The organism is Streptomyces sp. R21 (assembly GCF_041051975.1).
Classification (GTDB): Bacteria; Actinomycetota; Actinomycetes; order Streptomycetales; family Streptomycetaceae; genus Streptomyces.
In genome coordinates this window covers 6,948,771-6,969,827 of record NZ_CP163435.1, presented here as the reverse complement: position 1 = coordinate 6,969,827, position 21,057 = coordinate 6,948,771, and the positions used below count along the sequence as shown (strand labels likewise).

Below are 21,057 nucleotides of genomic sequence, written 5' to 3'. Positions count from 1 at the left end.
ACCATCAGACCGTCACCGCCTTGCCGTCGGCGCCCGTCGCGCCCCGCGTGTACTGAGGGTGGATCAACCCCACGCAGGTGTACGGGAGTTCGGCGACTTCCTCCACCGGTACTCCGCGCTGCTCGGCGAGCAGGCGCACGTGGTCGAGGTCGGCGCCCGCCCCGGCCTTCGCGAGGATCTTCCAGGGGACGCGACGCAGCAGCACGCGCGTCGTCTCGCCGACGCCCGGCTTGACGAGGTTCACGTCATGGATCCCGTACTCCTCGCTGATCCGCTCAACTGCCGCCCAGCCCTCCCACGTCGGCGCCCGGTCGGCGGAGAGGAGTTCCTTCACCTCGGCGTCGACCGCGTCGGTGACGTCGGCGAAGTGGGCGGTGACGGCGTCCAGGAAGTCGACGGAGACATCGGAGCCGGCCAGCTCGCGGTAGAACTTGGCGCCGTGGAAGTCGTTCGGGCCCACCAGGTCGGCACGCAGGACCGTACGCGAAATCAGCCCGGAGACCGTCGAGTTGAGGCAGGCGGAGGGGATGAGGAAGTCCTCGCGGGTGCCGTACGTGCGCACGCACGAGCCGGGGTCGGCGAGGACGGCTATCTCCGGGTCGAAGCCCGTGATGCCGTCGGAGTCCTCGAACTCCCGTATCGCCTCGGTCAGTTCGCGGGTGATGGCGCCCTTGCCGGTCCAGCCGTCGACGAACACGACGTCGGCGGGATCGTGGTGGGCGGCCAGCCAGCGCAGCGCGTTGGCGTCGATGCCGCGGCCGCGGACGATGGAGACGGCGTAGTGCGGGAGGTCGAGGTCGTGGCGGTGCTGCGCCCAGCGGCGCATGAGGACGCCGACGGGGGTGCCCGCACGGGCCAGCGAGACCAGGACCGGTCGGGGGGAGCGCTCGGCGAGCACCAGTTCGGTGACGGCGCCGACGGCGCGGGCCATGCGTGCGGCGGACACCTCCAGCGCCGCGTGGAACAGCGCCTGGTACTGCTCGCTCGGCTGGTACTCGACAGGCAGCGACTCCGCGTAGTGGGCGCCGCCGCTCTGGATCGCCTCCTCGCGCTCCTCGGTGGGCGCCTCCAGCGTCGCGTCCGAGAGGTCCTGGAGCAGCCAGCCGACCTCGTCCGGCGCATACGAGGAGAAGGCGGGGCCACGGAGGGGCTCGGGGAGCATGGTGGGCCTTTCGGGCGATGGTGCGGGCGGTACGTAGGACGGCACCACGGCGAGCAGTACGTGCCCGGTGTGCGCGGAGAGCTGGGCCAACAGGCCGTCGGGGGCGTGCAGTCGGGGTGTGTCGGCGGCCGAGTCGACCACGGCGACGACGGCGTCGAAGCCGGCGCCCGCGACGTTGTAGGCGTAGCGCTCGCCGGGGCCGTCGTCGGGGTCGTCGTGGGCCGGGAAAACTATTCGGCTGCGTATCGCGTAGCCGGGGTCGTCGACGGCGAGCACCGGTGAGCGGGTGGTCGTGGAGTAGCGCACCTCGGCGGCGACGACCTGCTCCAGTTCGCGGGCCAGCCGCAGCGGGGCGTACATCAGCTCCTCGAAGCCGAGGACGAGCACGCGCCGGGCGTCGTCGGGCAGTGCCTCGGCGAGCCGCGCGGCCATGGCGGGCAGCGCCCGGTCGAGGCGGGTGCGGTGCTCGGGGGTGAAGCCGTGGCGGCCGCCGTCGGGCACCCCGCGCGGCCAGCCGAGCTCGACACGGACGGCCCGGTCCGGCAGCGGCCGGGCGGGAGCGGCGGCCGTGGCGGTCTCGTACTCGGCGACCAGTGCCTGCCCCTTCTCCAGCACGCCGTCGGGCAGCTTGACCGTGCCCGAGGCCCCGGACACCAGGTCCACGCGCGCGCCTATCTCGTCGGCGAACTCCGTGAGGCGCCCGAGGTCGGCGGCGGAGCGCATGTCGACCAAAGCGACGACGACGTACCGCTCACGCGGGTAGCGCTCGTGCAGCGCGCGGATCGTGTTGAGCACGGTGTTGCCGGTGGAGAACTCGTCGTCCACCAGGACGAGGGGGCCGGGGCCCGCCAGCAGGTCCGGGTTCTCGGGGAGCAGCAGATGCGAGGTCGCGTGCGAGTGGGACTCCTCGAAGCCGCCCGCCCGCGCGACACCCTCGACGGGGCGCCGGGTGGAGTGCAGATAGGGCGTGAGCCCCAGTCCGTCGGCGACCGCGTGGCCGAGCCCGGTGGCCGTCTCGGCGTACCCGAGGACGACGGAACGCCCGGCCTCGTCGGTGCCCAGCAGCTCGCGCACGCGTCTGCCGAGCGCGAACCCGTGGCCGTAGACGACGGTGGGCGACTGCGGCACATGCTTGCCGAGGACGTTGGAGACGAGCAGGTGCGCCCGCTTGGGGTTGCGCCGCAGCGCGAGCCCCAGCAGGCCGCTCAGCTTCTCGTCGCCGACGAGTTCGACACCGAGCCGTTCGGCGACCCAACTCCCGGACCAGACCACGTTGTTCATCAATTCCTTGTCGTTGCTTCGTTGCGGAGGGGTTCGGGGAGGCAGGGGAGACGGCGGCTCAGCTGGCGGGAAGTCCGGCGGCGAGCAGCTCCACGAAGCCGATGTCCTCGTTCGCGACGCCGAAGACCTCGGCGCGCTGGAGGGTGCGCTCGGCCCAGGCGCGGTGCGGCTTCACCTCGTTCATCTTGTTCGTGTACGCCGACCGCAGCACGCCGCCGCCGTCGCGCTCGGGCCGCAGGATGTCCTGGGCGTCGCTGAACTCCTCGTGGCTGACCACGGACAGCGCGTGCACGGGCAGGACGTGCGAGGGGTGGATGCAGGTCTTGCCGAGCAGACCGTTGGCCTGGTCGAGGGTGATCTCGCGCAGCAGCCCGTCCATGGCGTGCTCGATCAGCGCCTCGCGCAGTTCCTCGGCCTGTCCGTCCAGGAACGGGCTGCGGCGCAGCTGTGGCTTGAACATGCGCTCCTGGACCCGGAAGTACTCCCACACGGGCCCGGTCACCGTGAAGCCGGTGCCGTCGGCCCGGCCGAGCATGTTCACCACGTCGGCGATCACGGAGGCGACGACCTGGACGTCGTAGGCCGTCATGTCGGGGGCCCGGCGCAGCGCGTAGGAGGAGCAGAAGTCGGTGACGCCGAGGCGCAGCGCGAGGACGCGGTCGCGGTACTTGTCGACGGCGCGGGAGATGCCCTCCAGGGTCTCCACGCGCGACTCGCGGTACAGCAGCTCGGGTGATTCGAGCACTGGCATGGCGAACAGGCGGCGCCCGCTCGACGCCTCGGCGGCGGCGAGGGCCTCCAGGAACGGGACGCCGCGCTCCTCGGTGAACTTCGGCATGACGAATCCGGACAGCACGCGCACCGCCGGGCCCATGCGCTGCACCAGGTCCGGGATCTGCTCGGGGGTGCGCACCCGCACGAAGAGCAGCGGAAGGTCGGCGCCCGGCCGGCCGGCGAGGTCGGTGAACTGCCGGACCAGGTTCTCCTCGCCGTAGGCGACGTCCGCGTCGGAGATCGAGTCCTCCAGGCACAGCACCATGGAGACGACGCCGCGCCCGCCCTGTTTGACGATGTCGTCGGCGAGCTGCGGCCGGGTGGCCGGGCTGTACAGCGTGGCACCGAGGGCGGCCGCGAGGACTCTCGCCGGTGAGTCGGCGGTGAAGACGCACGGCTCCTGGTGGAAGAGGCGCTGCCGCTCTTGGTGGGCGATGTGCCCGAAATGACGCATGAAACTCCCTCGTGGCGGCTAGGCGGCCCGACGCGATGTGTGCGATGTGGCCGGTAATAGTACGTAGAGATCCATGTCAAGGGTTCCCACCGGGCATGAAGTTCAGGTAACTCGGTCATGTCGGCTGCTCGTCGACCCGGCCGGGAATCCTCGCCCCCGCGTTGTCGTGACCAGGGCCGAGAGGGCAGGATGACCGCATGACGCACGCGATGCTGAAGGGGTCGAACATCCCGCTGGACGCCACGGCGGTCCGGGCTGTGCTGCGCTGGACGCCCGGGCAGGGCGTCCCCGATGTCGATGCCTCGGCGCTGCTCCTCGGTCCCGGCGGTCGTGTGCGATCCGACGAGGACTTCGTCTTCTACAACCAGCCCCGCCATCCCTCGGGAAAGGTGTGGCGGCTCGGCAAGAAGCGCGTCGCCGAAGGCCTGACCGACACGATCCAGACGGATCTGGCCGGTGTCGAGTCCGGTGTCGGACAGATTTATCTGGTCGCATCGGCCGAGGACATCACCTTCGACCACGTACGCGGTCTGCGCATCCTGCTGTACGACGCCGCCGTCGCCGACGGTGAACCGCTGGCGTACTTCGACATCAAGCCGCAGACGGGCGCGGAGACGGCGCTGATCTGCGGCGAGCTGTACCGGCGCGGTGAGGGCTGGAAGTTCCGGGCGCTGGGCGAGGGCTACTCGAACGGTCTGAAGGGGCTGGCGAGCGACTTCGGGATCTCGGTGGACGAGTCGGATCCGGAGCTGGAGCCCCTCCCGGCCACCACCGCCGGCCCGGTGCCCGATCCGGGGGCCTGGGCGGCGCCCGTGGCGACTCCCGAGACCTCGGTGCCGCTGCCGCCCGAGCAGCCCGCCCCGGTGCCCCAGCAGCCCGCGTACGGCTTTCCCGCGGAGCCGGCGCAGCAGCCCGCCGCGGCGGCCTCAGGGCCTTCCTACGGCTATCCGCAGCCGAGCGGCAGCCCGGCCGCCCAGCCCGCCTACGGTTACCCGCAGCCGACCGCGGAGCCCTCGTACGGCTACCCGCAGCCGGTCGGCACGCTGCCCGACCCGGACTTCCGGCTGCCGCCGCAGGGTCCGCAGTTCATCGGCCGCTGAGCTCCGCCCGGTAGGGGCGGCTCGCTACGGCCGGGGTGCGCTCAGCGGTCGGCCTTCGACTTGTAGCCGCGGCCCCACTGGAGCCCCCAGCCGTAGAGGCGGTCGAGCTCGGCCTGGAAGCCGTAGACGAACTTCACCTCGCGGCGCACGGTCAGGTCGCCCTTGACGTTCTCGATCAGCACCACCGCGCAGGACCGGGCCTGCGGATGGCGCTCGTCGAGGCCGATCTCGATGCGTGGGCCGTTGCTCGGGTAGAGCGTGACGATGGCGTGCGTACGGTCGAAGGCCGGGGTCTGGTCGTAGATGTAGACGAAGATGAGCAGCCGCTTGATCTCGTCGCGGTGGTCCAGGTTGACGAAGATCGTCTCGCCGGAGCCGGAGCCGAACCGGTCGTCGCCGCTGAGTTTTATGTACGGCGATTCGTTGAGTTCGCCGAAGAAGCCGCCCAGCGGCTGGACCACGCCCTTGCTGCCGTCGGCGAGCTCGTACATGCAGCCCAGGTCGAGGTCGACATTGACCATGCTCTGGGTGTGGCCCTGGACCACTTCCGGGGTGAACAGCCTGAAGGGGTGCTTCAGCAGGCGGCCGCGCTCGGGGCCGCCTATGTCGGAGGTGCGCATCCGCCAGGACAGGTTGACGCGCAGGTTGCCGGTGGCCGCGCCCTGCTTGGTGAGCGAGACCTGGCGATGCCGTTTGGTCAGCTCGATGGCGTTGCTGGCCGCACTGCCCGAGTCGAAATCGGTCGAGCGCCCGCGCCACAGCTCGTCCCAGAACCCCATGACCGCCCCCCAGTTGCTTCAATGCCGCGCGGGGCGGCATGGAGGACAGATCCTCCACACCGCCCCGCACAGAGCGTTCCTCACGCGGGCCCGGATCACACACGCGGATCCGGACCGATCGGGTCACACCCCGGTCGAGACCTCGGTCTTCTCGTCCGAGGACTCACCTTTTCCCTCGGCCTCGGCGATCGCCTTGTTGCGGCGCACCGAGGACCAGAAGGACCAGGCGATCAGGATGACACCGACGAGGCCGGTGATGACCTCGTGGATCTGGTACTGGATGGTGACCATGAGGATCACGGCGAGGGCGCCGATCGCGTAGTGCGCGCCGTGCTCCAGGTAGACGTAGTCGTCGAGGGTGCCCTGGCGGACCAGGTAGACCGTGAGCGACCGGACGTACATGGCGCCGATGCCGAGGCCGAGCGCCATCAGCACGATGTCGTTGGTGATGGCGAAGGCGCCGATCACACCGTCGAAGGAGAAGGACGCGTCCAGGACCTCGAGGTAGAGGAACATGAAGAACGCTGCCTGGCCGGCGAGGACGACGGCCGGCTTCTTCTTGCCGGTCCGTTCGGCCTCTTCCTCCTCCTCGTGCTCGCGCTCCTCCTCTTCCTCGAGCTTGTCCTCGAAGTAGCCGGAGAGACCGCCGACCACCATGTAGGTGATCAGGCCCGCGATGCCGGAGATCAGCACCGTCTGCGCCTTGTCGACGTGCGCGCCGCCGTGCTGGTGGGCGTTGACCGCGAAGGTCATGGAGGTGATCAGCAGGACGATCAGGGCGATGCAGACCGCCAGCATGTCGACCTTGCCGAGCTTGGCCAGCGGGCGCTCGATCCAGCGCAGCCACTGGATGTCCCGCTCCTCGAAGATGAAGTCGAGGAAGATCATCAGCAGGAACATGCCACCGAAGGCGGCGATCGCCGGGTGGGCGTCGGTCACCAGCTGCTGGTACTGGTCCTTGTCGGTGAGCGCGAGGTTGACCGCCTCGATCGGGCTCTTCTTGGCGGTCACCGCCACGATCACGACCGGGAAGACCAGGCGCATACCGAAGACGGCGATCAGGACACCGACGGTGAGGAAGATCTTCTGCCAGAAGGCACTCATCTTCTTCAGGATTCCGGCGTTGACCACCGCGTTGTCGAAGGACAGCGAGATCTCGAGGACAGCCAGGATCGCCACGATGCCAAAGGCTTCCCACCCCCCGTAGAACGCCGCTGCGACCAGGCCGAGCGCGGTAATCGCGAACGACCAGCCGAAGGTTTTCAGAAGCACTGGCTACCCAATCATCGTGTATGTACGGGTCTCCCCCGCGCCGTACTCGGCTTTACCTAACGTTGACCACGAAGTCTAGAGTGCCGCCCCTTCGGCTGGCCAAGCCGGGCCTAGGAAACATTGACCCCGAAGTCCAGTGCGATGCCCCGCAGTCCGGACGCGTACCCCTGGCCGACCGCGCGGAACTTCCATTCGCTGTTGTAGCGGTACACCTCGCCGAAGATCATCGCGGTCTCCGTGGAGGCGTCCTCGGAGAGGTCGTAGCGCGCGAGCTCCTGACCGTCGGCCTGGTTGACCACACGGATGAAGGCGTTGCTGACCTGGCCGAACGTCTGGCCGCGGTTGTCGGCGTCGTGGATCGAGACCGGGAAGACGATCTTGTCGACGTTGGCGGGAACCTTGGAGAGGTCGATCAGGATCGACTCGTCGTCGCCCTCGCCCTCACCGGTGAGGTTGTCGCCGGTGTGCTCGACCGAGCCGTCCGGGCTCTTGAGCTGGTTGTAGAAGATGAACCACTCGTCGCCGAGCACCCGGCCGGAGTTGCACAGCAGCGCGCTGGCGTCCAGGTCGAAGTCGGCTCCGGTGGTGGAGCGTGCGTCCCAGCCGAGCCCGATCATCACCTGCGTGAGGTTCGGTGCGGCCTTGGAGAGGGAGACATTGCCTCCCTTGGCGAGCGTGACGCCCATGATGCTGGTCCTCCCCGAGGTCATGCCTTGTTTCGTTGTCCAGCACGTCCGGCGCCGCACCCGGGGGTGCGGCGCCGGACGGGAGAGCCGAGGTCCGTCCGGATCAGACGGGCGACGGTCAGACGTTCACGCCGAAGTCCTGCGCGATGCCGCGCAGGCCCGAGGCGTAGCCCTGGCCCACGGCGCGGAACTTCCACTCCGCGCCGTTGCGGTACAGCTCGCCGAAGACCATCGCGGTCTCCGTTGAGGCGTCCTCGGAGAGGTCGTAGCGCGCGATCTCCGCCTCGCCGGCCTGGTTCACCACGCGGATGAACGCGTTGCGCACCTGGCCGAAGGACTGCTGGCGGTTCTCGGCGTCGTAGATCGAGACCGGGAACACGATCTTGTCGATCTCCGCCGGGACCGCGGCGAGGTTGACCTTGATCTGTTCGTCGTCGCCCTCGCCCTCACCGGTGGTGTTGTCCCCGGTGTGCTCGACCGAGCCGTCCGGGCTCTTCAGGTTGTTGAAGAACACGAAGTTGGCGTCACTGCTGACCTTGCCGTCCGCGCCGGTCAGGATGGCGCTGGCATCCAGGTCGAAGTCGGTGCCGGTGGTGGTGCGGACGTCCCACCCCAGACCGACGATGACCGCGGTCAGGCCCGGGGCCTCCTTGGTCAGCGATACGTTGCCGCCCTTGCTGAGGCTGACTCCCACGAGTCCTCCCAATGGTGTCCAGGGGCAGGGAGCCCCGAGTGCGTTGGTATCGGATCAACGACTCGATCCTAGTGACGGGTTCCCGCACCCCGCAGGGGCTGGACCCGAAGAATCACAGGGTGTCGAGTGCCTTCACGTACTCGTTCAGGTCACGCGCGTCCGGCAGGCCGTTGACGACGGTCCACCGCACGACACCCTCCTTGTCGATGATGAAGGTGCCGCGCACCGCGCAGCCCTTGTCCTCGTCGAAGACGCCGTACGCCCGAGAAGTGTTGCCGTGCGGCCAGAAGTCGGACAGCAGCGGGTACTCCAGGCCCTCCTGCTCGGCGAAGACGCGCAGCGTGTGGATGGAGTCGTTGGAGACGGCCAGCAGTTGGGTGTCGCGGTCGGAGAACTGCGGCAGGTGGTCGCGCAGCTCGCACAGCTCGCCGGTGCACACACCCGTGAAGGCGAACGGGTAGAAGAGCAGCACGACGTTCTTCTCGCCGCGGAAGTCGGACAGCTTCACGGTGGCGCCGTGGTTGTCCTTGAGCTCGAAGTCCGGGGCCTTGGTGCCGACCTCGATCGCCATAGTCACACTCTTCCCTTCCGAGGGGCTGTTCGGGTGATGACCAGCCTACGCAGTGATCGACCGGCGCCCGTTTCGGGAGTCCCCGCGCCGGCCGGGAACGCGCAGGGCCCCCTCCGACGGCTCGTCGGAGGGGGCCCCACACACACTGCCCTCGGCAGCTGGAACGGGAAGGAACTCAGCGCTTGGCCTTCGGCGTGGCCAGACGGGTGCCCGACCACTCCTTACCCACGGTGATGCTCTTCGTCTGGGAGAGGCCGGCGGTCTGCCCGGCCTCGGCGATATCGCTGGGTTCGACGTAACCGTCCCGGCCGGTCTTGGGGGTCAGCAGCCAGATCATGCCGCCGTCCTCAAGGAGACCGATGGCGTCCACCAGTGCGTCCGTGAGATCGCCGTCCTCGTCGCGGAACCACAGCATCACCACATCGGCGACGTCGTCGTATTCCTCGTCGACCAGGTCCTGGCCGATCAGCGATTCAATGGATTCACGGAGCTCGTGGTCAACGTCGTCGTCGAAGCCGATCTCCTGGACCACCTGTCCGGGCTCGAACCCCAGCCTGGCGGCCGGGTTGGTCCGCTCCTCCGCGTGGTCCGCGGTCGCGCTCACGGCTTGCCTCCTGATCATGTTTCGGAAATGGGGTCTCCCCTGCTCGATCGAAGTCGAGAACCAGGGGAAGTCCAGCCACGCGCGTGCGCGCAGCTTTGGCCGTAGTCCACACGGGCGGGGCGGATCGCGCAAGTACCCGGCCGTCGAGACCGCCGAAACGGTGACGATCCTGGTGGTGTCGACGCAAGTCCCGGCGCCCGATCACCTCACCCTGTGACGCACACCACACCGTTCTGCCCCGTATGTCCCCTTCGGAACCCTCTGAGGTTACGAAGACCGAACGACTTTGCGGAACGCGTCACGGACTGAGCGTATCGTTGCGATTTGGTCGGGCCCGTCCCAGCGAACTGCGTGAACGTCTTGAATCGCTCTCGATAACCACACCGGTTACCTCTCAGTAGAGATGACGTTTGCGTTCCTCAGGTACACGATGGGGAACGGTGCAGACACGTGCAGAGACAGAGAAAATCCCATCAGACAGCCCTCAGACCGCCCCTCTGACAGCGAAGGAACAGCGTGGCTTCCGGATCCGATCGCAACCCGATCATCATTGGCGGCCTTCCCAGCCAGGTCCCGGACTTCGACCCTGAAGAGACTCAGGAGTGGCTCGACTCCCTCGACGCCGCCGTCGACGAGCGCGGCCGTGAGCGTGCCCGCTACCTGATGCTGCGGCTGATCGAGCGGGCCCGCGAGAAGCGCGTGGCCGTGCCCGAGATGCGCAGCACGGACTACGTCAACACCATCGCCACCAAGGACGAGCCGTTCTTCCCGGGCAACGAGGAGATCGAGCGCAAGGTCCTCAACGCGACCCGCTGGAACGCGGCCGTGATGGTGTCGCGCGCGCAGCGCCCCGGCATCGGGGTCGGCGGACACATCGCCACCTTCGCGTCCTCCGCCTCGCTGTACGACGTGGGCTTCAACCACTTCTTCCGCGGCAAGGACGAGGGCGACGGCGGCGACCAGATCTTCTTCCAGGGGCACGCCTCGCCGGGCATCTACGCCCGCGCGTTCATGCTGGACCGCCTCTCCGAGCAGCAGCTCGACTCGTTCCGCCAGGAGAAGTCGAAGGCGCCGTACGGCCTGTCGTCGTACCCGCACCCGCGCTCGATGCCGGACTTCTGGGAGTTCCCGACCGTCTCCATGGGCCTCGGCCCGCTCGGCGCGATCTTCCAGGCGCGGATGAACCGCTACATGGCGGCGCGCGGCATCGCGGACACCTCCAAGTCGCACGTCTGGGCGTTCCTCGGCGACGGCGAGATGGACGAGCCCGAGTCGCTGGGCCAGCTGTCCATCGCCGCCCGCGAGGGCCTCGACAACCTGACCTTCGTCGTCAACTGCAACCTGCAGCGGCTCGACGGCCCGGTGCGCGGCAACGGCAAGATCATCCAGGAGCTGGAGTCGCAGTTCCGCGGCGCCGGATGGAACGTCATCAAGCTGGTGTGGGACCGCAGCTGGGACCCGCTGCTCGCGCAGGACCGCGACGGCATCCTGGTCAACAAGCTGAACACCACGCCGGACGGCCAGTTCCAGACGTACGCCACGGAGACCGGCGCGTATATCCGCGACCACTTCTTCGGTGGCGATCACCGGCTGCGCGCGATGGTCGAGAACATGACCGACGACCAGATCCTGCACCTGGGCCGCGGCGGTCACGACCACAAGAAGGTCTACGCGGCCTTCGCGGCGGCCAAGGCGCACAAGGGCCAGCCGACGGTGGTCCTGGCGCAGACGGTCAAGGGCTGGACGCTGGGCCCCAACTTCGAGGGCCGCAACGCGACACACCAGATGAAGAAGCTGACCGTCGCCGACCTCAAGGGCTTCCGCGACCGGCTGCACATCCCGATCACCGACCAGCAGTTGGAGGACGGCGCGCCGCCGTACTACCACCCGGGGCGCGACTCCGAGGAGATCCAGTACATGCACGACCGCCGCAAGGGGCTCGGCGGGTACGTCCCGACGCGCGTCGTGCGGTCGAAGCCGCTGCCGCTGCCCGAGGACAAGACGTACGCGAGTGTGAAGAAGGGCTCGGGTCAGCAGTCCATCGCGACGACCATGGCCTTTGTGCGACTCCTCAAGGATCTCATGCGGGACGAGGAGATCGGCAAGCGGTTCGTACTGATCGCGCCTGACGAGTACCGCACGTTCGGCATGGACTCGTTCTTCCCGAGCGCGAAGATCTACAACCCGCTCGGTCAGCAGTACGAGGCGGTCGACCGCGATCTGCTGCTCGCGTACAAGGAGTCGCCGACCGGCCAGATGCTGCACGACGGCATCTCCGAGGCGGGCTGCACGGCCTCCCTCATCGCCGCGGGATCGGCGTACGCGACGCACGGCGAGCCGCTCATCCCGGTCTACGTCTTCTACTCGATGTTCGGTTTCCAGCGCACCGGTGACCAGTTCTGGCAGATGGCCGACCAGTTGTCGCGCGGTTTCGTACTGGGTGCGACCGCGGGACGTACGACACTGACCGGTGAGGGTCTTCAGCACGCGGACGGACACTCGCAGCTGCTCGCCTCGACGAACCCGGGCTGCGTCGCGTACGACCCGGCGTACGGCTTCGAGATCGCGCACATCGTGCAGGACGGTCTGCGCCGGATGTACGGCCCGGACGCCGAAGACGTCTTCTACTACCTCACCGTCTACAACGAGCCGATCCAGCACCCGGCCGAGCCGGCGGACGTCGACGCGGACGGCATCATCAAGGGCATCCACCGCTTCAAGGCCGGGGAGTCGGGCGCGATCCCGGCGCAGATCCTCGCCTCCGGCGTGGCCGTCCCGTGGGCCGTCGAGGCGCAGCAGATCCTCGCCTCCGACTGGAACGTCAAGGCGGACGTCTGGTCGGCGACCTCCTGGAACGAGCTGCGCCGCGAGGCCGTCGAGGTGGAGCGGCACAACCTGCTGCACCCCGAGGAGGAGCAGCGCGTCCCGTATGTGACGCGGAAGCTGAGCAGTGCCGAGGGCCCGTTCGTGGCGGTGTCCGACTGGATGCGATCGGTTCCCGACCAGATCTCGCGCTGGGTGCCGGGCACCTACCAGTCGCTCGGCGCGGACGGCTTCGGCTTCGCCGACACGCGGGGTGCGGCTCGCCGCTTCTTCCACATCGACGCGCAGTCGATCGTGGTCGCGGTGCTGACCGAGCTGGCGCGCGAGGGCAAGGTCGACCGGTCGGTGCTGAAGCAGGCCATCGACCGGTACCAGTTGCTCGACGTGACGGCGGCGGACCCCGGGGCCGCGGGCGGCGACGCGTAGCGCATGTGACGCAGGGGTGCGCCCGCCGAGGGTGTACGTCCGCCGAGGGGCGGTGGGGCCGGTTGCGGCTCCGCCGCCCTTCCGTGGTTCCTCCGCCGTGCGACTTCTACGATGCGGACATGAAGGAACAACGGGCATGAAAGAACAACCGGCACAAGCCCGTTGGGAGCAGCGCACCCAGCGGCCCCTGCTGGCGCTCGCGGTGGCTTTCGCCCTCGCGTACGCCGTGCCGATCGTGGACAGCAGCGCGAGCCGGTCGCTGACGCTGACGTGCACGCTGGTGGAGTGGGCGGTGTGGGGTTCGTTCGCCGCCGACTATCTCGTACGGCTCGCACTCGCCCGGCAGCGCCGGGAGTTCGTCCGCACGCACTGGCTCGACCTGTGCGCGGTGGTCGTGCCGATGCTCCAGCCGCTGCGGCTGCTGCGGCTCGTCTCCACGCTGATGCTGGTCGGGCGGCGGGCGCGGATGGCGTCGCAGATCCGGCTGACGACGTACGTCGGGGGCTCGGTGATCGGGCTGCTGATGTTCGGCTCGCTCGCCGTGCTCTCCGTGGAGCGGGACTCGCCGGACGGGAACATCCGCACGCTGGGCGACGCGGTGTGGTGGTCGTTCACGACGATGACGACGGTGGGGTACGGCGACCATGCCCCGACCACCGGTCTCGGCCGCATGATCGCGGTCGGGCTGATGCTCTCCGGGATCGCCCTGCTCGGTGTCGTCACCGCGAACATCGCCACGTGGTTCATCTCCCGCTTCGAGAAGGACGACGTGGAGGAACGCCGGCAGACGGCGGCGATCGAGGCACTCACGGAGGAGGTACGGGCCCTGCGAGCGGAGGTCGCCTCGCTGTCCGGGGTGGGGATGACGGGAGTGCCGCATCCCGTGCCGGGGGTTGTGGAGGAGCGGTCCCGGTAGGGCGGAGCCCCGGCCGGGGCCGGGGACCGCTACCAGAAACCCCCGCCTGGGGCCGTCGTGCCCGCGAGCCAGATGATGGCGAGGAGGGTGTCGATGGCGCCCAGGACGAGGGCGATGAGGGGCGGGAGTGGGCGGGAGGTCCAGGTCCGGCCCATGGCGAGCCAGCCGCAGACGATGGCCACCGGGCCGAGGACGATCCCCAGAACGAAGAACCCCGCGACCGCACAGATGACTCCGACGATCCCGAGCGTCACGCGATCCGGCCCGCTCCGGGACCACGTCCGGCCACGTGAACGGGGGTGCCTGCGCGTGCCGTGTCCATAACCCGTCATCATCAACTCCTTGGACCTTCCGGCCAATTGGGTCGACGCCCGGGTACCCCCGTTTCCGCCCGTAAGACCTGCCCGCGCGCTGCCCCCCTCCGGCAGCGCGCCGCGGCTCCGGCCGCCCCCCGTACCGTACGGATGCCGTACGGAGGGCTTGACCCACTGTGACCTGCGGCGCGCGTCGAGCGGGAGGGGTATCCGGTCCCGTCACCCTGATAGGCGAACGGGCTAGATGTGGCCCGCCCCCGCCCCCGCGGCCTCCGTGTTGCTCCCCCGCTTGGTGAGCAGTGCGACGAAGACCGCCACGACGGCGACCACCGCGGCGACGAGGCAGGCCAGGCTCATACCGGAGATGAACGTGTCGTGCGCGACGTCGGTGATCTGCTCGGCGATCGAGGGCGGCGTGCCCTTGGCCACCGGCGCGGCACCGACCTGGACGGCCTCGGAGGCCTGGTCGAGCTGGGCCGGGGTGAGCGGCGGGAGCTTGGCGGCGGCCCAGTTGCCCGGGAGGTCGCCGTCGACCTTGGACGCCATCACGGCGCCGAGGACCGCCGTACCGAGGCTGCCGCCGATCTGCATGGCGGCCTGCTGGAGACCGCCGGCGACACCGGAGAGCTCCATGGGGGCGTTGCCCACGATGACCTCGGTCGCGCCGACCATGACCGGTGCGAGACCGAGGCCGAGACCGGCGAACCAGAGCGACATGACGGCGCTGCCGGTGCCCGTGTCCAGCGTCGACATGCCGTACATCGAGATCGCGGTGAGGGCCATGCCGCCGGCCAGCGGGATGCGCGGGCCGACCTTGGTGATCACGGCGCCCGCCAGCGGCGAGCCCACGATCATCATCCCGGTGAGCGGGAGGAGATGAAGACCGGCGTCGACCGGGCTCATACCGTGCACGTTCTGCAGGTAGAAGGTGACGAAGAACAGGCCGCCCAGGAAGGCGATGGCCATGAGCACCATGAGGACCACGCCCGCCGACAGCGGCACGGAGCGGAACAGCGCGAGGGGGATCAGCGGTTCCTTCACCCTCGTCTCCCAGAAGGCGAAGAGCGCGAAGCCGAGCACGGACGCACCGAGGAACGTCCACGTCATGCCGTCGCCCCAGCCCCAGGTCGGGGCCTTGATGAGCGCCCAGACCAGGCAGAACATGGCGCCCGAGAGCAGGGCGATGCCGAGCACGTCGAAGGAACGCGGGGCGTTCTCGGCCCGGTGGTCGGTGAGGATCAGCGCGCCGAGGACGAGCGCGATGACGCCGACCGGCACATTGATGAAGAACACCGACTGCCAGCTGACGTGCTGCACGAGCAGACCGCCGAGGATCGGGCCGCCCGCGGTGGAGGCGCCGATGACCATGCCCCAGATGCCGATCGCCATGTTCAGCTTCTCGGCCGGGAAGGTCGCTCGCAGCAGGCCGAGCGCGGCAGGCATCAGCAGTGCGCCGAACAGGCCCTGGAACACGCGGAAGGTGACCACCAGGGCGATGCTGTCGGACAGCCCGATGGCCCCCGAGGCCGCCGCGAAGCCGACCACGCCGATGAGGAAGGTCTGCCGGTGCCCGAACCGGTCGCCGAGCTTGCCCGCGGTGATCAGCGTGACCGCGAGCGCGAGGAAGTAGCCGTTGGTGATCCACTGGACGTCGGCGAAGCTCGCGCCCAGGTCCTTCTGGATGGCCGGGTTGGCGATGGCCACGATGGTGCCGTCCAGAGCGACCATCATGACGCCTATCGCGACGCTGATGAGCGTCAGCCAGGGGTGGCCCCGCAGCCCCTGGGAGGGAGTCGGATCGGTCGGGGCGGCCGAGGCCTTGTCGGCCGGGCCCGTCGCGTCGACGGTGGTCTGACTAGTCATGCTTTCGAGGCTAGTGACAGCCGCTGACAGTTGACAAACCAATTCACAAGTCGGTAACTGTCACGTCGCTCACAGGTACGCTGAGCCGCACGTTCCGTAAGGAAAGGAAGGAAAGGGTCAGCAATGGACACAGCTCGGACGCCGCCCGTGGACCTCACGCCGCGGCCGGGGCTGCGCGAGCGCAAGAAGCAGCGCACCCGGGACGCGCTGCTGCGGGCCGCTCTGGAGCTGTTCACGACCCAGGGTTACGAGCGGACGACCGTCGACGAGATCGCCGAGGCCGTCGACGTCTCCCAGCGCACCTTCTTCCGGTACTTCGCGGGCAAGGAGGACGTCGCCCTCTTCAGCCAGCGCGTCGCGGAGTCGCACTTCCTCGCCGCCGTACGCGAACGCCCGCCGCACGAAGCCCCGTTGGAGGCGCTGCGGCTGGCCGTCCTGGAGGGCTGGGACACCATCGGCCAGGCCGTCGACGCCGTCGTCCCGATCGAACTGCACATGCGCGCCTTCCAGTTGATCGAGTCGACCCCCACGCTGCTCGCCGTCCATCTGCGCCGCTCCGCCGAACTGGAGGAGGAGATCGCACGGGTGATCGCCGAACGTGAGGGCCTCGACGTGGACGCGGATCCGCGGCCGCGCGTCGCGGTCGCGGTGTTCGGCGGGGTGATGCGCGTGACAGGCCGACTGTGGGGCGCGGGCGAGGACACCAGCGTCGAGGCGATCCGCGAGCTGACCGCCTCGTATCTCGACCACGTGGGGCCCGCGTTGGCGGAGAAGTGGCGCACGGAGTGACGTAGCGCAGCGACGGCTCGGCACGGAGTCACGCAGTACGGGAGGGACTCGGTACGGCGTTACACAGTGCAGCGGCTTCTCGGCACGGAGTTGCACAGGTGACGCAAAGGGCGCGCACAACTGCCGTACGCAGCGCCCCATTCCACGCACAGAGCGTGACACTTTATCTCGTACTGAACCCGCTTTGCCCCAATTACCCCACCAGAAACGTGATCCGCCTCACTCGGTTAACGCGAGACCCTCCCGTTCTCCTAGTGTGTCCTCCCAGTGACTTCCTTCGACTCGTCCCCCCAACTCAACGTCTGGCGCGCACTGCTCGCGCTGGCCGTGGTGTTCGTGATGCTGGCCACCAGTGGCTGGACCGCCCTCCACAACCATCGGGGAGCGACTCCGCTGGACGCCTCGCGCTCCGCGTGGGAGCACGGCCGCATAGCCGGACACCGGCTCCCGGACACCGACTCCGCCCCGAGCCGCCTCGCCCACTTCTTCGCGTCGCTGGACACCACCCAGCGCGCCCGTCTCGCCCACCGCTATCCGCTCGCGGTCGGCAACATGAACGGCGCGCCCGTGAAACTGCGCTACCAGGCGAACCGCATCGCCCTGCGCCAGCAGCGCAAGGTCGAGATCAAGCGCATGCACGACGACGGGCTCTCGGACCTCGGCCAGCACGACGCGGGCCGCCGCAAGAACCGCTACGAGGCACTGCTGCGCAAGGACCGCAAGATCCTCGCCTTCGACCCGATGGGGTCGGGCCGGGTCGCCGAGGTCTTCGGCAACCTCGACAAGGCCGAGCGCGTCTCGATCGTGGTGCCCGGCGTCGACACCGATCTGCTCACCTTCCAGCGCACGTACAAGAAGTACTCGGCGCCCGTCGGCATGGCGCGTTCCCTGTACGCCGCGGAGCGCGCGACCGGCTCCGGCACGCGTACGGCCGTGATCGCCTGGGCCGACTACACGGCGCCCAGCGGGCTCGGCATCGACTCGGCCACCGCCATGCGCGCGGAGGAGGGCGCGGTCCGGCTGGACTCCCTGGTGCGGGCGCTGCCCGGCAGTACGCCGGTCGCCCTGTACTGCCACAGCTACGGCTCCGTGCTGTGCGGGGTCGCGGCCCACCGACTGCCCGCCCGGGTCTCCGACATAGCGGTCGCAGGCAGCCCCGGCATGCGCGTCGAGAACGCCTCCCACCTGCGCACCTCCGCGCAGGTCTGGGCGATGCGGGACTCCGACGACTGGATCCAGGACGTGCCGCACCTGGAGCTCGGCGGCCTCGGGCACGGCGCCGACCCGGTCTCCTCCGGCTTCGGGGCGCGCGTCCTGTCGGCGCAGGGCGCGAAGGGCCACAGCGGCTATTTCGAGCCGGGCACCGAAAGCCTGCGCAACTTCGCCGAAATCGGCATTGGTGCGTACCGCGCGGTGCAGTGTGCTCACGAGGATGACGCGTGCCGGAAGGGTTTGTCCGCCACCACGGCGGCCTGACGCGCGTAGAAAACGAAGAACTGCGGTCCGCCCAGGGAGGCGACTCAGACGTGCACGCCGCATACGATGGCCCGCATGGGTGACGTACTGGCCGGATTTCATGCCGCCTGGGAGTTCGAGCCGGACTCCGTGCTCATCCGCTTCGAACGGGGGATCCGTACGCCGAGGCTGCTCCAGGCGCTCGGCGAACGCCGTGTCCCGCTGGAAGCGATCGCGGCGGTGACACTGACCCCGGGCAAGCGCGGGACGGTCGTTCTGCACGCCGTGCCGAGACCGGGCGCCGATCCGCTGATGGACGCGGCCGCGGGCCAGCTCAAGGAGGGCTGCGACCCGTACCGGCTCGTGCTGCCCGCGGAGCGCGAGACCCTCGCCGAGTACTACAAGGACGAGCTGACGCCGCTGCTCTCCCCGGACGACATCGAACCGCCCCCGCGCTATCTCGTGGAGCCGCCCGAGGCCCCGCTGCACTTCAAGGCGTACGACGGGAAGGCGACCTTCGACGGCAAGTCGGTGTCCTTCCGGTGGTTCTGGACGGGCGCCTCGTCGGCGAAGTGGAAGGCCGGCGACCAGAGTTTCCCGGTCGCCGACCTGAGCGGGGTCGAATGGCGCTCCCCCGAGGTCTTCGAGGGCCATCTGCGGCTGCTGCGCCGCGAGCCGGCCACCGTGCAGCCCGCCCAGGCCGACCAGGACCCCGCCGCGGTCGTCTTCGGGCTCGGCTACGGGCCGGTCCACGAGTCGCTGCCGTTCGCGGCGTCGGTCCTGGCGGCGGTGCGCGCCTCCGGCTCGGCGACCCCGGCCGCGGTGCCGGCGGCCGCGGCCCGCCGCGACCCGGCCGACATCGCCGACCGCATCCGTCACCTGAGTGAGCTGCACCAGGCGGGCCTGGTGACGGACGAGGAGTTCACGACGAAGAAGGCCGAGCTGCTGGCGGAGCTGTAGGCGCCGCCAGCAGGGGGGCTACTCCCGACCGGCCGAGGAGAACGACATGTCGGCGTAGCGGTCGCCCGCCACCTTGGAGGCGATCGGCTCCAGCACGTCCAGCTCCGCGTCGCTGAGGACGATGCGGGTCGCGGCCGTGTTCTCCTCGACACGGGTGCGCTTGGTGGTGCCCGGGATCGGGACGACGGTCAGTCCGTGCACGGCGGCGCGCTGCTGCGCCCAGGCCAGCGCGACCTGGCCGAGCGAGACGCCGTGCGCGTCGGCGACGCCACGCACCGGCTCGAGCAGGGCCGCGTTCGCCGCCGCGTTGTCCCCGTTGAAGCGGGGCTGCCGGCGCCGGAAGTCGTCGGCCGTCAGGTCCTGCTCGGCGTTGGTGAAGGAGCCGGTGAGGAAGCCACGGCCGAGCGGCGAGTACGGCACCAGGGTCACGCCCAGTTCGCGGGCGGCCGGTACGACGCCCGGCTCGATGTCGCGGCTGAACAGCGACCACTCCGACTGCACGGCGGCGATCGGGTGCACACCCTGCGCGGCCCGCAGCTCGCCGCCGGTGACCTCGCTCAGGCCCAGGTACTTGACCTTGCCCTCGCGCACCAGCTCGGCCATGACCCCGACGGTCTCCTCGATCGGGACGTTCACATCGCGGCGGTGCATGTAGTAGAGGTCGATCACGTCGACGCCGAGCCGCTGGAGGCTGGCCTCGACGGCCTGGCGGATGTACGGCGCGTCGTTGCGGATGACCCGCTTCGTGGGCTCGCCCGGCGGGATGGAGAGCGCGAACTTCGTCGCGATGACCACCTCGTCGCGGTGTGCCGCGAAGAACGGGGCGAGGAACTTCTCGTTCTCACCGGCGCCGTACGCGTCCGCCGTGTCGTAGAGCGTGACGCCGAGTTCCAGCGCCCGTTCCAGGGTGGCCCGCGACTCCTCGGCGTCCGTGGGGCCGTAGGCGAAGCTCATGCCCATACAGCCGAGGCCCTGGACACCCACCTCGGGTCCGTCGGTGCCGAGCTGGGCCTTCGCGATCTTGCTGTCGGTCATCAGGACCTCTCCGACGCCAGGCTGCGCCCGGCGTCCCCGTAGAAACTGATCTTGTGGTCGAGCACCGCGAGCGTGTCCTGGAGCTCCGTGATGCGGGCCAGCACGTCCCGGCGGGTCGCCGCCAGGAGCTCGTAGCGCTCGATGTACGTCCCTTCGCCCTCGCGCACCAGCTCCGCGTACCGCACCATGTCGGCGACCGGCATGCCGGTGAGCCGGAGCTTGCCGACGAAGGCGAGCCAGTCCAGGTCGCGGTTGCTGTAGCGGCGCTGCCCGGTGTGCGAGCGGTCGACGTGCGGCATCAGCCCGATCCGCTCGTACCAGCGCAGGGTGTGGGCCGTCATGCCGGTGAGGGCGACGACTTCGCTGATCGTGTAGTTGTCCTGGCCGTCCGGGCGGCGATGTCGCTGGGGCGGCGCGGCGCAGGTGTCGGTCCTGGTGCCGGGCTCGGTGGCCTCGGCCGTGGTCTCCATCACCGTCATGCCCCCACGCTAAAACCCTGGAGTGCACTCCAAGCAAGCGGATTCCGTCGAAGAACCCTGTTGAACATGTCGAAAGAACCCTGTCGAAAACCCGGAGACGTCCTCCGGCCTCCATGGCTACCGTGCCGATCATGACTCTTGTACGCCGCGCTGTGCCCGAGGACGCGGAGGAACTGCTCCGGCTTCGCCAGGTGATGATCGATTCCGTCTTCGCGTCGGGAGACAGCACCGACTGGCACGCGGAGTCCCTGCCCACCGTACGCGGCCGACTCGCCTCTGCGGACGGGGACTTCGCCGCCTTCGTCGTCGATCACCCGGAGCGGCCGGGCGCACTCGCCGCGCTCGTCGTGGGCACGATCGAGTACCGGATCGGGCGGGCGAACAATCCGCACGGGATGGTCGGACACGTCTTCAGTGTCGCCACCGACCCGGACGCGCGGCGCCGCGGTTACGCCCGCGCCTGCATGGAGACCCTTCTCGACTGGTTCCGCGCCAAGGGCGCCGCTCAGGTCGACCTCAACGCGTCCGCCGACGCCGAGCCGCTGTACGCCTCGCTCGGGTTCGTCCGCAAGCCGGACCCCTCGATGCGGTTGCAGCTGTGAGCGGCTTAGTCTCGTTCT

Annotated in this window: 19 protein-coding genes; 7 read left to right on the top strand and 12 right to left on the bottom strand. The window is 69.3% G+C overall.

Translation table 11 applies throughout. The features are described 5' to 3' along the window. Positions 1 to 4 precede the first annotated feature (4 nt). On the bottom strand, positions 5 to 2,443 hold the full coding sequence (locus tag AB5J56_RS31045) for a phosphoribosyltransferase (RefSeq protein ID WP_369237296.1): 2,439 nt from the start codon (positions 2,441 to 2,443) through the stop codon (positions 5 to 7). Positions 2,444 to 2,501: 58 nt separating this feature from the next. Then, complete coding sequence (locus tag AB5J56_RS31040) at positions 2,502 to 3,671, bottom strand: HpcH/HpaI aldolase/citrate lyase family protein (RefSeq protein WP_369237294.1); 1,170 nt, start codon at positions 3,669 to 3,671, stop codon at positions 2,502 to 2,504. A 197-nt stretch (positions 3,672 to 3,868) separates the two neighbouring features. Here AB5J56_RS31040 and AB5J56_RS31035 point away from each other — a divergent pair, with 197 nt between their 5' ends. After that, positions 3,869 to 4,771, top strand: a complete 903-nt coding sequence (locus AB5J56_RS31035) for a TerD family protein (protein WP_369237292.1) — start codon at positions 3,869 to 3,871, stop codon at positions 4,769 to 4,771. A gap of 41 nt (positions 4,772 to 4,812) precedes the next feature. Here AB5J56_RS31035 and AB5J56_RS31030 read toward each other — a convergent pair whose 3' ends face one another. The 6 genes from AB5J56_RS31030 to AB5J56_RS31005 all read right to left on the bottom strand — a co-directional run bounded on the left by AB5J56_RS31030 (position 4,813) and on the right by AB5J56_RS31005 (position 9,377). Next, positions 4,813 to 5,550, bottom strand: a complete 738-nt coding sequence (locus AB5J56_RS31030; protein WP_369237290.1) for a Tellurium resistance — start codon at positions 5,548 to 5,550, stop codon at positions 4,813 to 4,815. A 123-nt stretch (positions 5,551 to 5,673) separates the two neighbouring features. Beyond that, positions 5,674 to 6,822, bottom strand: a complete 1,149-nt coding sequence (locus AB5J56_RS31025) for a DUF475 domain-containing protein (RefSeq protein ID WP_369237288.1) — start codon at positions 6,820 to 6,822, stop codon at positions 5,674 to 5,676. 110 nt (positions 6,823 to 6,932) lie between these two features. After that, the gene (locus AB5J56_RS31020; protein WP_369242908.1) at positions 6,933 to 7,508 is read right to left on the bottom strand and encodes a TerD family protein; all 576 of its coding nucleotides are present in this window, start codon (positions 7,506 to 7,508) and stop codon (positions 6,933 to 6,935) included. Positions 7,509 to 7,626: 118 nt separating this feature from the next. After that, entirely contained in the window at positions 7,627 to 8,202 is a 576-nt protein-coding gene (locus AB5J56_RS31015) for a TerD family protein (RefSeq protein WP_369237286.1), read from the bottom strand. Positions 8,203 to 8,314: 112 nt separating this feature from the next. After that, positions 8,315 to 8,773 (bottom strand): peroxiredoxin, encoded by a 459-nt coding sequence (locus tag AB5J56_RS31010; RefSeq protein ID WP_369237284.1) that lies wholly within the window; start codon positions 8,771 to 8,773, stop codon positions 8,315 to 8,317. A 175-nt stretch (positions 8,774 to 8,948) separates the two neighbouring features. Then, the gene (locus AB5J56_RS31005; protein WP_369237282.1) at positions 8,949 to 9,377 is read right to left on the bottom strand and encodes a DUF3052 domain-containing protein; all 429 of its coding nucleotides are present in this window, start codon (positions 9,375 to 9,377) and stop codon (positions 8,949 to 8,951) included. Positions 9,378 to 9,893: 516 nt separating this feature from the next. On the opposite strand from AB5J56_RS31005, the gene aceE reads away from it, so the two are divergent. Further along, positions 9,894 to 12,626 carry a pyruvate dehydrogenase (acetyl-transferring), homodimeric type gene (gene aceE / locus AB5J56_RS31000; RefSeq protein ID WP_369237280.1) on the top strand — a complete coding sequence of 911 codons (2,733 nt, stop codon included), beginning with the start codon at positions 9,894 to 9,896 and terminating at the stop codon, positions 12,624 to 12,626. 136 nt (positions 12,627 to 12,762) lie between these two features. Then, positions 12,763 to 13,542: a potassium channel family protein gene (locus tag AB5J56_RS30995; protein WP_369237278.1), complete on the top strand. Its 780-nt coding sequence runs from the start codon at positions 12,763 to 12,765 to the stop codon at positions 13,540 to 13,542. A 29-nt stretch (positions 13,543 to 13,571) separates the two neighbouring features. Here the strand turns inward: AB5J56_RS30995 and AB5J56_RS30990 are convergent, their stop codons facing one another. Next, a complete protein-coding gene (locus AB5J56_RS30990) occupies positions 13,572 to 13,877 on the bottom strand; it encodes a small hydrophobic protein (RefSeq protein WP_369237276.1) in 306 nt (101 codons plus the stop codon). Between the two features lie 219 nt (positions 13,878 to 14,096). Beyond that, on the bottom strand, positions 14,097 to 15,719 hold the full coding sequence (locus tag AB5J56_RS30985) for an MFS transporter (RefSeq protein ID WP_369237274.1): 1,623 nt from the start codon (positions 15,717 to 15,719) through the stop codon (positions 14,097 to 14,099). Positions 15,720 to 15,842: 123 nt separating this feature from the next. On the opposite strand from AB5J56_RS30985, the gene AB5J56_RS30980 reads away from it, so the two are divergent. The 3 genes from AB5J56_RS30980 (at position 15,843) to AB5J56_RS30970 (ending at position 18,923) form a co-directional block, all read left to right on the top strand. Continuing rightward, a complete protein-coding gene (locus AB5J56_RS30980; RefSeq protein ID WP_369237272.1) occupies positions 15,843 to 16,508 on the top strand; it encodes a TetR family transcriptional regulator in 666 nt (221 codons plus the stop codon). A 267-nt stretch (positions 16,509 to 16,775) separates the two neighbouring features. Further along, complete coding sequence (locus AB5J56_RS30975; protein ID WP_369237270.1) at positions 16,776 to 17,984, top strand: alpha/beta hydrolase; 1,209 nt, start codon at positions 16,776 to 16,778, stop codon at positions 17,982 to 17,984. Positions 17,985 to 18,059: 75 nt separating this feature from the next. Then, positions 18,060 to 18,923 (top strand): DUF4429 domain-containing protein, encoded by an 864-nt coding sequence (locus AB5J56_RS30970; protein ID WP_369237268.1) that lies wholly within the window; start codon positions 18,060 to 18,062, stop codon positions 18,921 to 18,923. Positions 18,924 to 18,941: 18 nt separating this feature from the next. Here AB5J56_RS30970 and AB5J56_RS30965 read toward each other — a convergent pair whose 3' ends face one another. Further along, positions 18,942 to 19,958: an aldo/keto reductase gene (locus AB5J56_RS30965; protein ID WP_369237266.1), complete on the bottom strand. Its 1,017-nt coding sequence runs from the start codon at positions 19,956 to 19,958 to the stop codon at positions 18,942 to 18,944. Further along, a complete protein-coding gene (locus tag AB5J56_RS30960; RefSeq protein WP_369237264.1) occupies positions 19,958 to 20,437 on the bottom strand; it encodes a MerR family transcriptional regulator in 480 nt (159 codons plus the stop codon). Before AB5J56_RS30960 ends, AB5J56_RS30965 begins: the two co-directional genes overlap by 1 nt. Before the next feature lie 131 nt (positions 20,438 to 20,568). On the opposite strand from AB5J56_RS30960, the gene AB5J56_RS30955 reads away from it, so the two are divergent. Beyond that, entirely contained in the window at positions 20,569 to 21,039 is a 471-nt protein-coding gene (locus AB5J56_RS30955) for a GNAT family N-acetyltransferase (RefSeq protein ID WP_369237262.1), read from the top strand. Positions 21,040 to 21,057: the final 18 nt, after the last annotated feature.

Excerpts from the sequence above, each read along its gene's own strand:
- AB5J56_RS31045 (WP_369237296.1), bottom strand. The coding sequence starts at position 2,443 with ATGAACAACGTGGTCTGGTCCGGGAGTTGGGTCGCCGAACGGCTCGGT.
- AB5J56_RS31040 (WP_369237294.1), bottom strand. The coding sequence starts at position 3,671 with ATGCGTCATTTCGGGCACATCGCCCACCAAGAGCGGCAGCGCCTCTTC.
- AB5J56_RS31035 (WP_369237292.1), top strand. The coding sequence starts at position 3,869 with ATGACGCACGCGATGCTGAAGGGGTCGAACATCCCGCTGGACGCCACG.
- AB5J56_RS31030 (WP_369237290.1), bottom strand. The coding sequence starts at position 5,550 with ATGGGGTTCTGGGACGAGCTGTGGCGCGGGCGCTCGACCGATTTCGAC.
- AB5J56_RS31020 (WP_369242908.1), bottom strand. The coding sequence starts at position 7,508 with ATGGGCGTCACGCTCGCCAAGGGAGGCAATGTCTCCCTCTCCAAGGCC.
- AB5J56_RS31010 (WP_369237284.1), bottom strand. The coding sequence starts at position 8,773 with ATGGCGATCGAGGTCGGCACCAAGGCCCCGGACTTCGAGCTCAAGGAC.
- AB5J56_RS30995 (WP_369237278.1), top strand. The coding sequence starts at position 12,763 with ATGAAAGAACAACCGGCACAAGCCCGTTGGGAGCAGCGCACCCAGCGG.
- AB5J56_RS30990 (WP_369237276.1), bottom strand. The coding sequence starts at position 13,877 with ATGATGACGGGTTATGGACACGGCACGCGCAGGCACCCCCGTTCACGT.
- AB5J56_RS30985 (WP_369237274.1), bottom strand. The coding sequence starts at position 15,719 with ATGACTAGTCAGACCACCGTCGACGCGACGGGCCCGGCCGACAAGGCC.
- AB5J56_RS30980 (WP_369237272.1), top strand. The coding sequence starts at position 15,843 with ATGGACACAGCTCGGACGCCGCCCGTGGACCTCACGCCGCGGCCGGGG.
- AB5J56_RS30970 (WP_369237268.1), top strand. The coding sequence starts at position 18,060 with ATGGGTGACGTACTGGCCGGATTTCATGCCGCCTGGGAGTTCGAGCCG.
- AB5J56_RS30965 (WP_369237266.1), bottom strand. The coding sequence starts at position 19,958 with ATGACCGACAGCAAGATCGCGAAGGCCCAGCTCGGCACCGACGGACCC.
- AB5J56_RS30960 (WP_369237264.1), bottom strand. The coding sequence starts at position 20,437 with ATGACGGTGATGGAGACCACGGCCGAGGCCACCGAGCCCGGCACCAGG.
- AB5J56_RS30955 (WP_369237262.1), top strand. The coding sequence starts at position 20,569 with ATGACTCTTGTACGCCGCGCTGTGCCCGAGGACGCGGAGGAACTGCTC.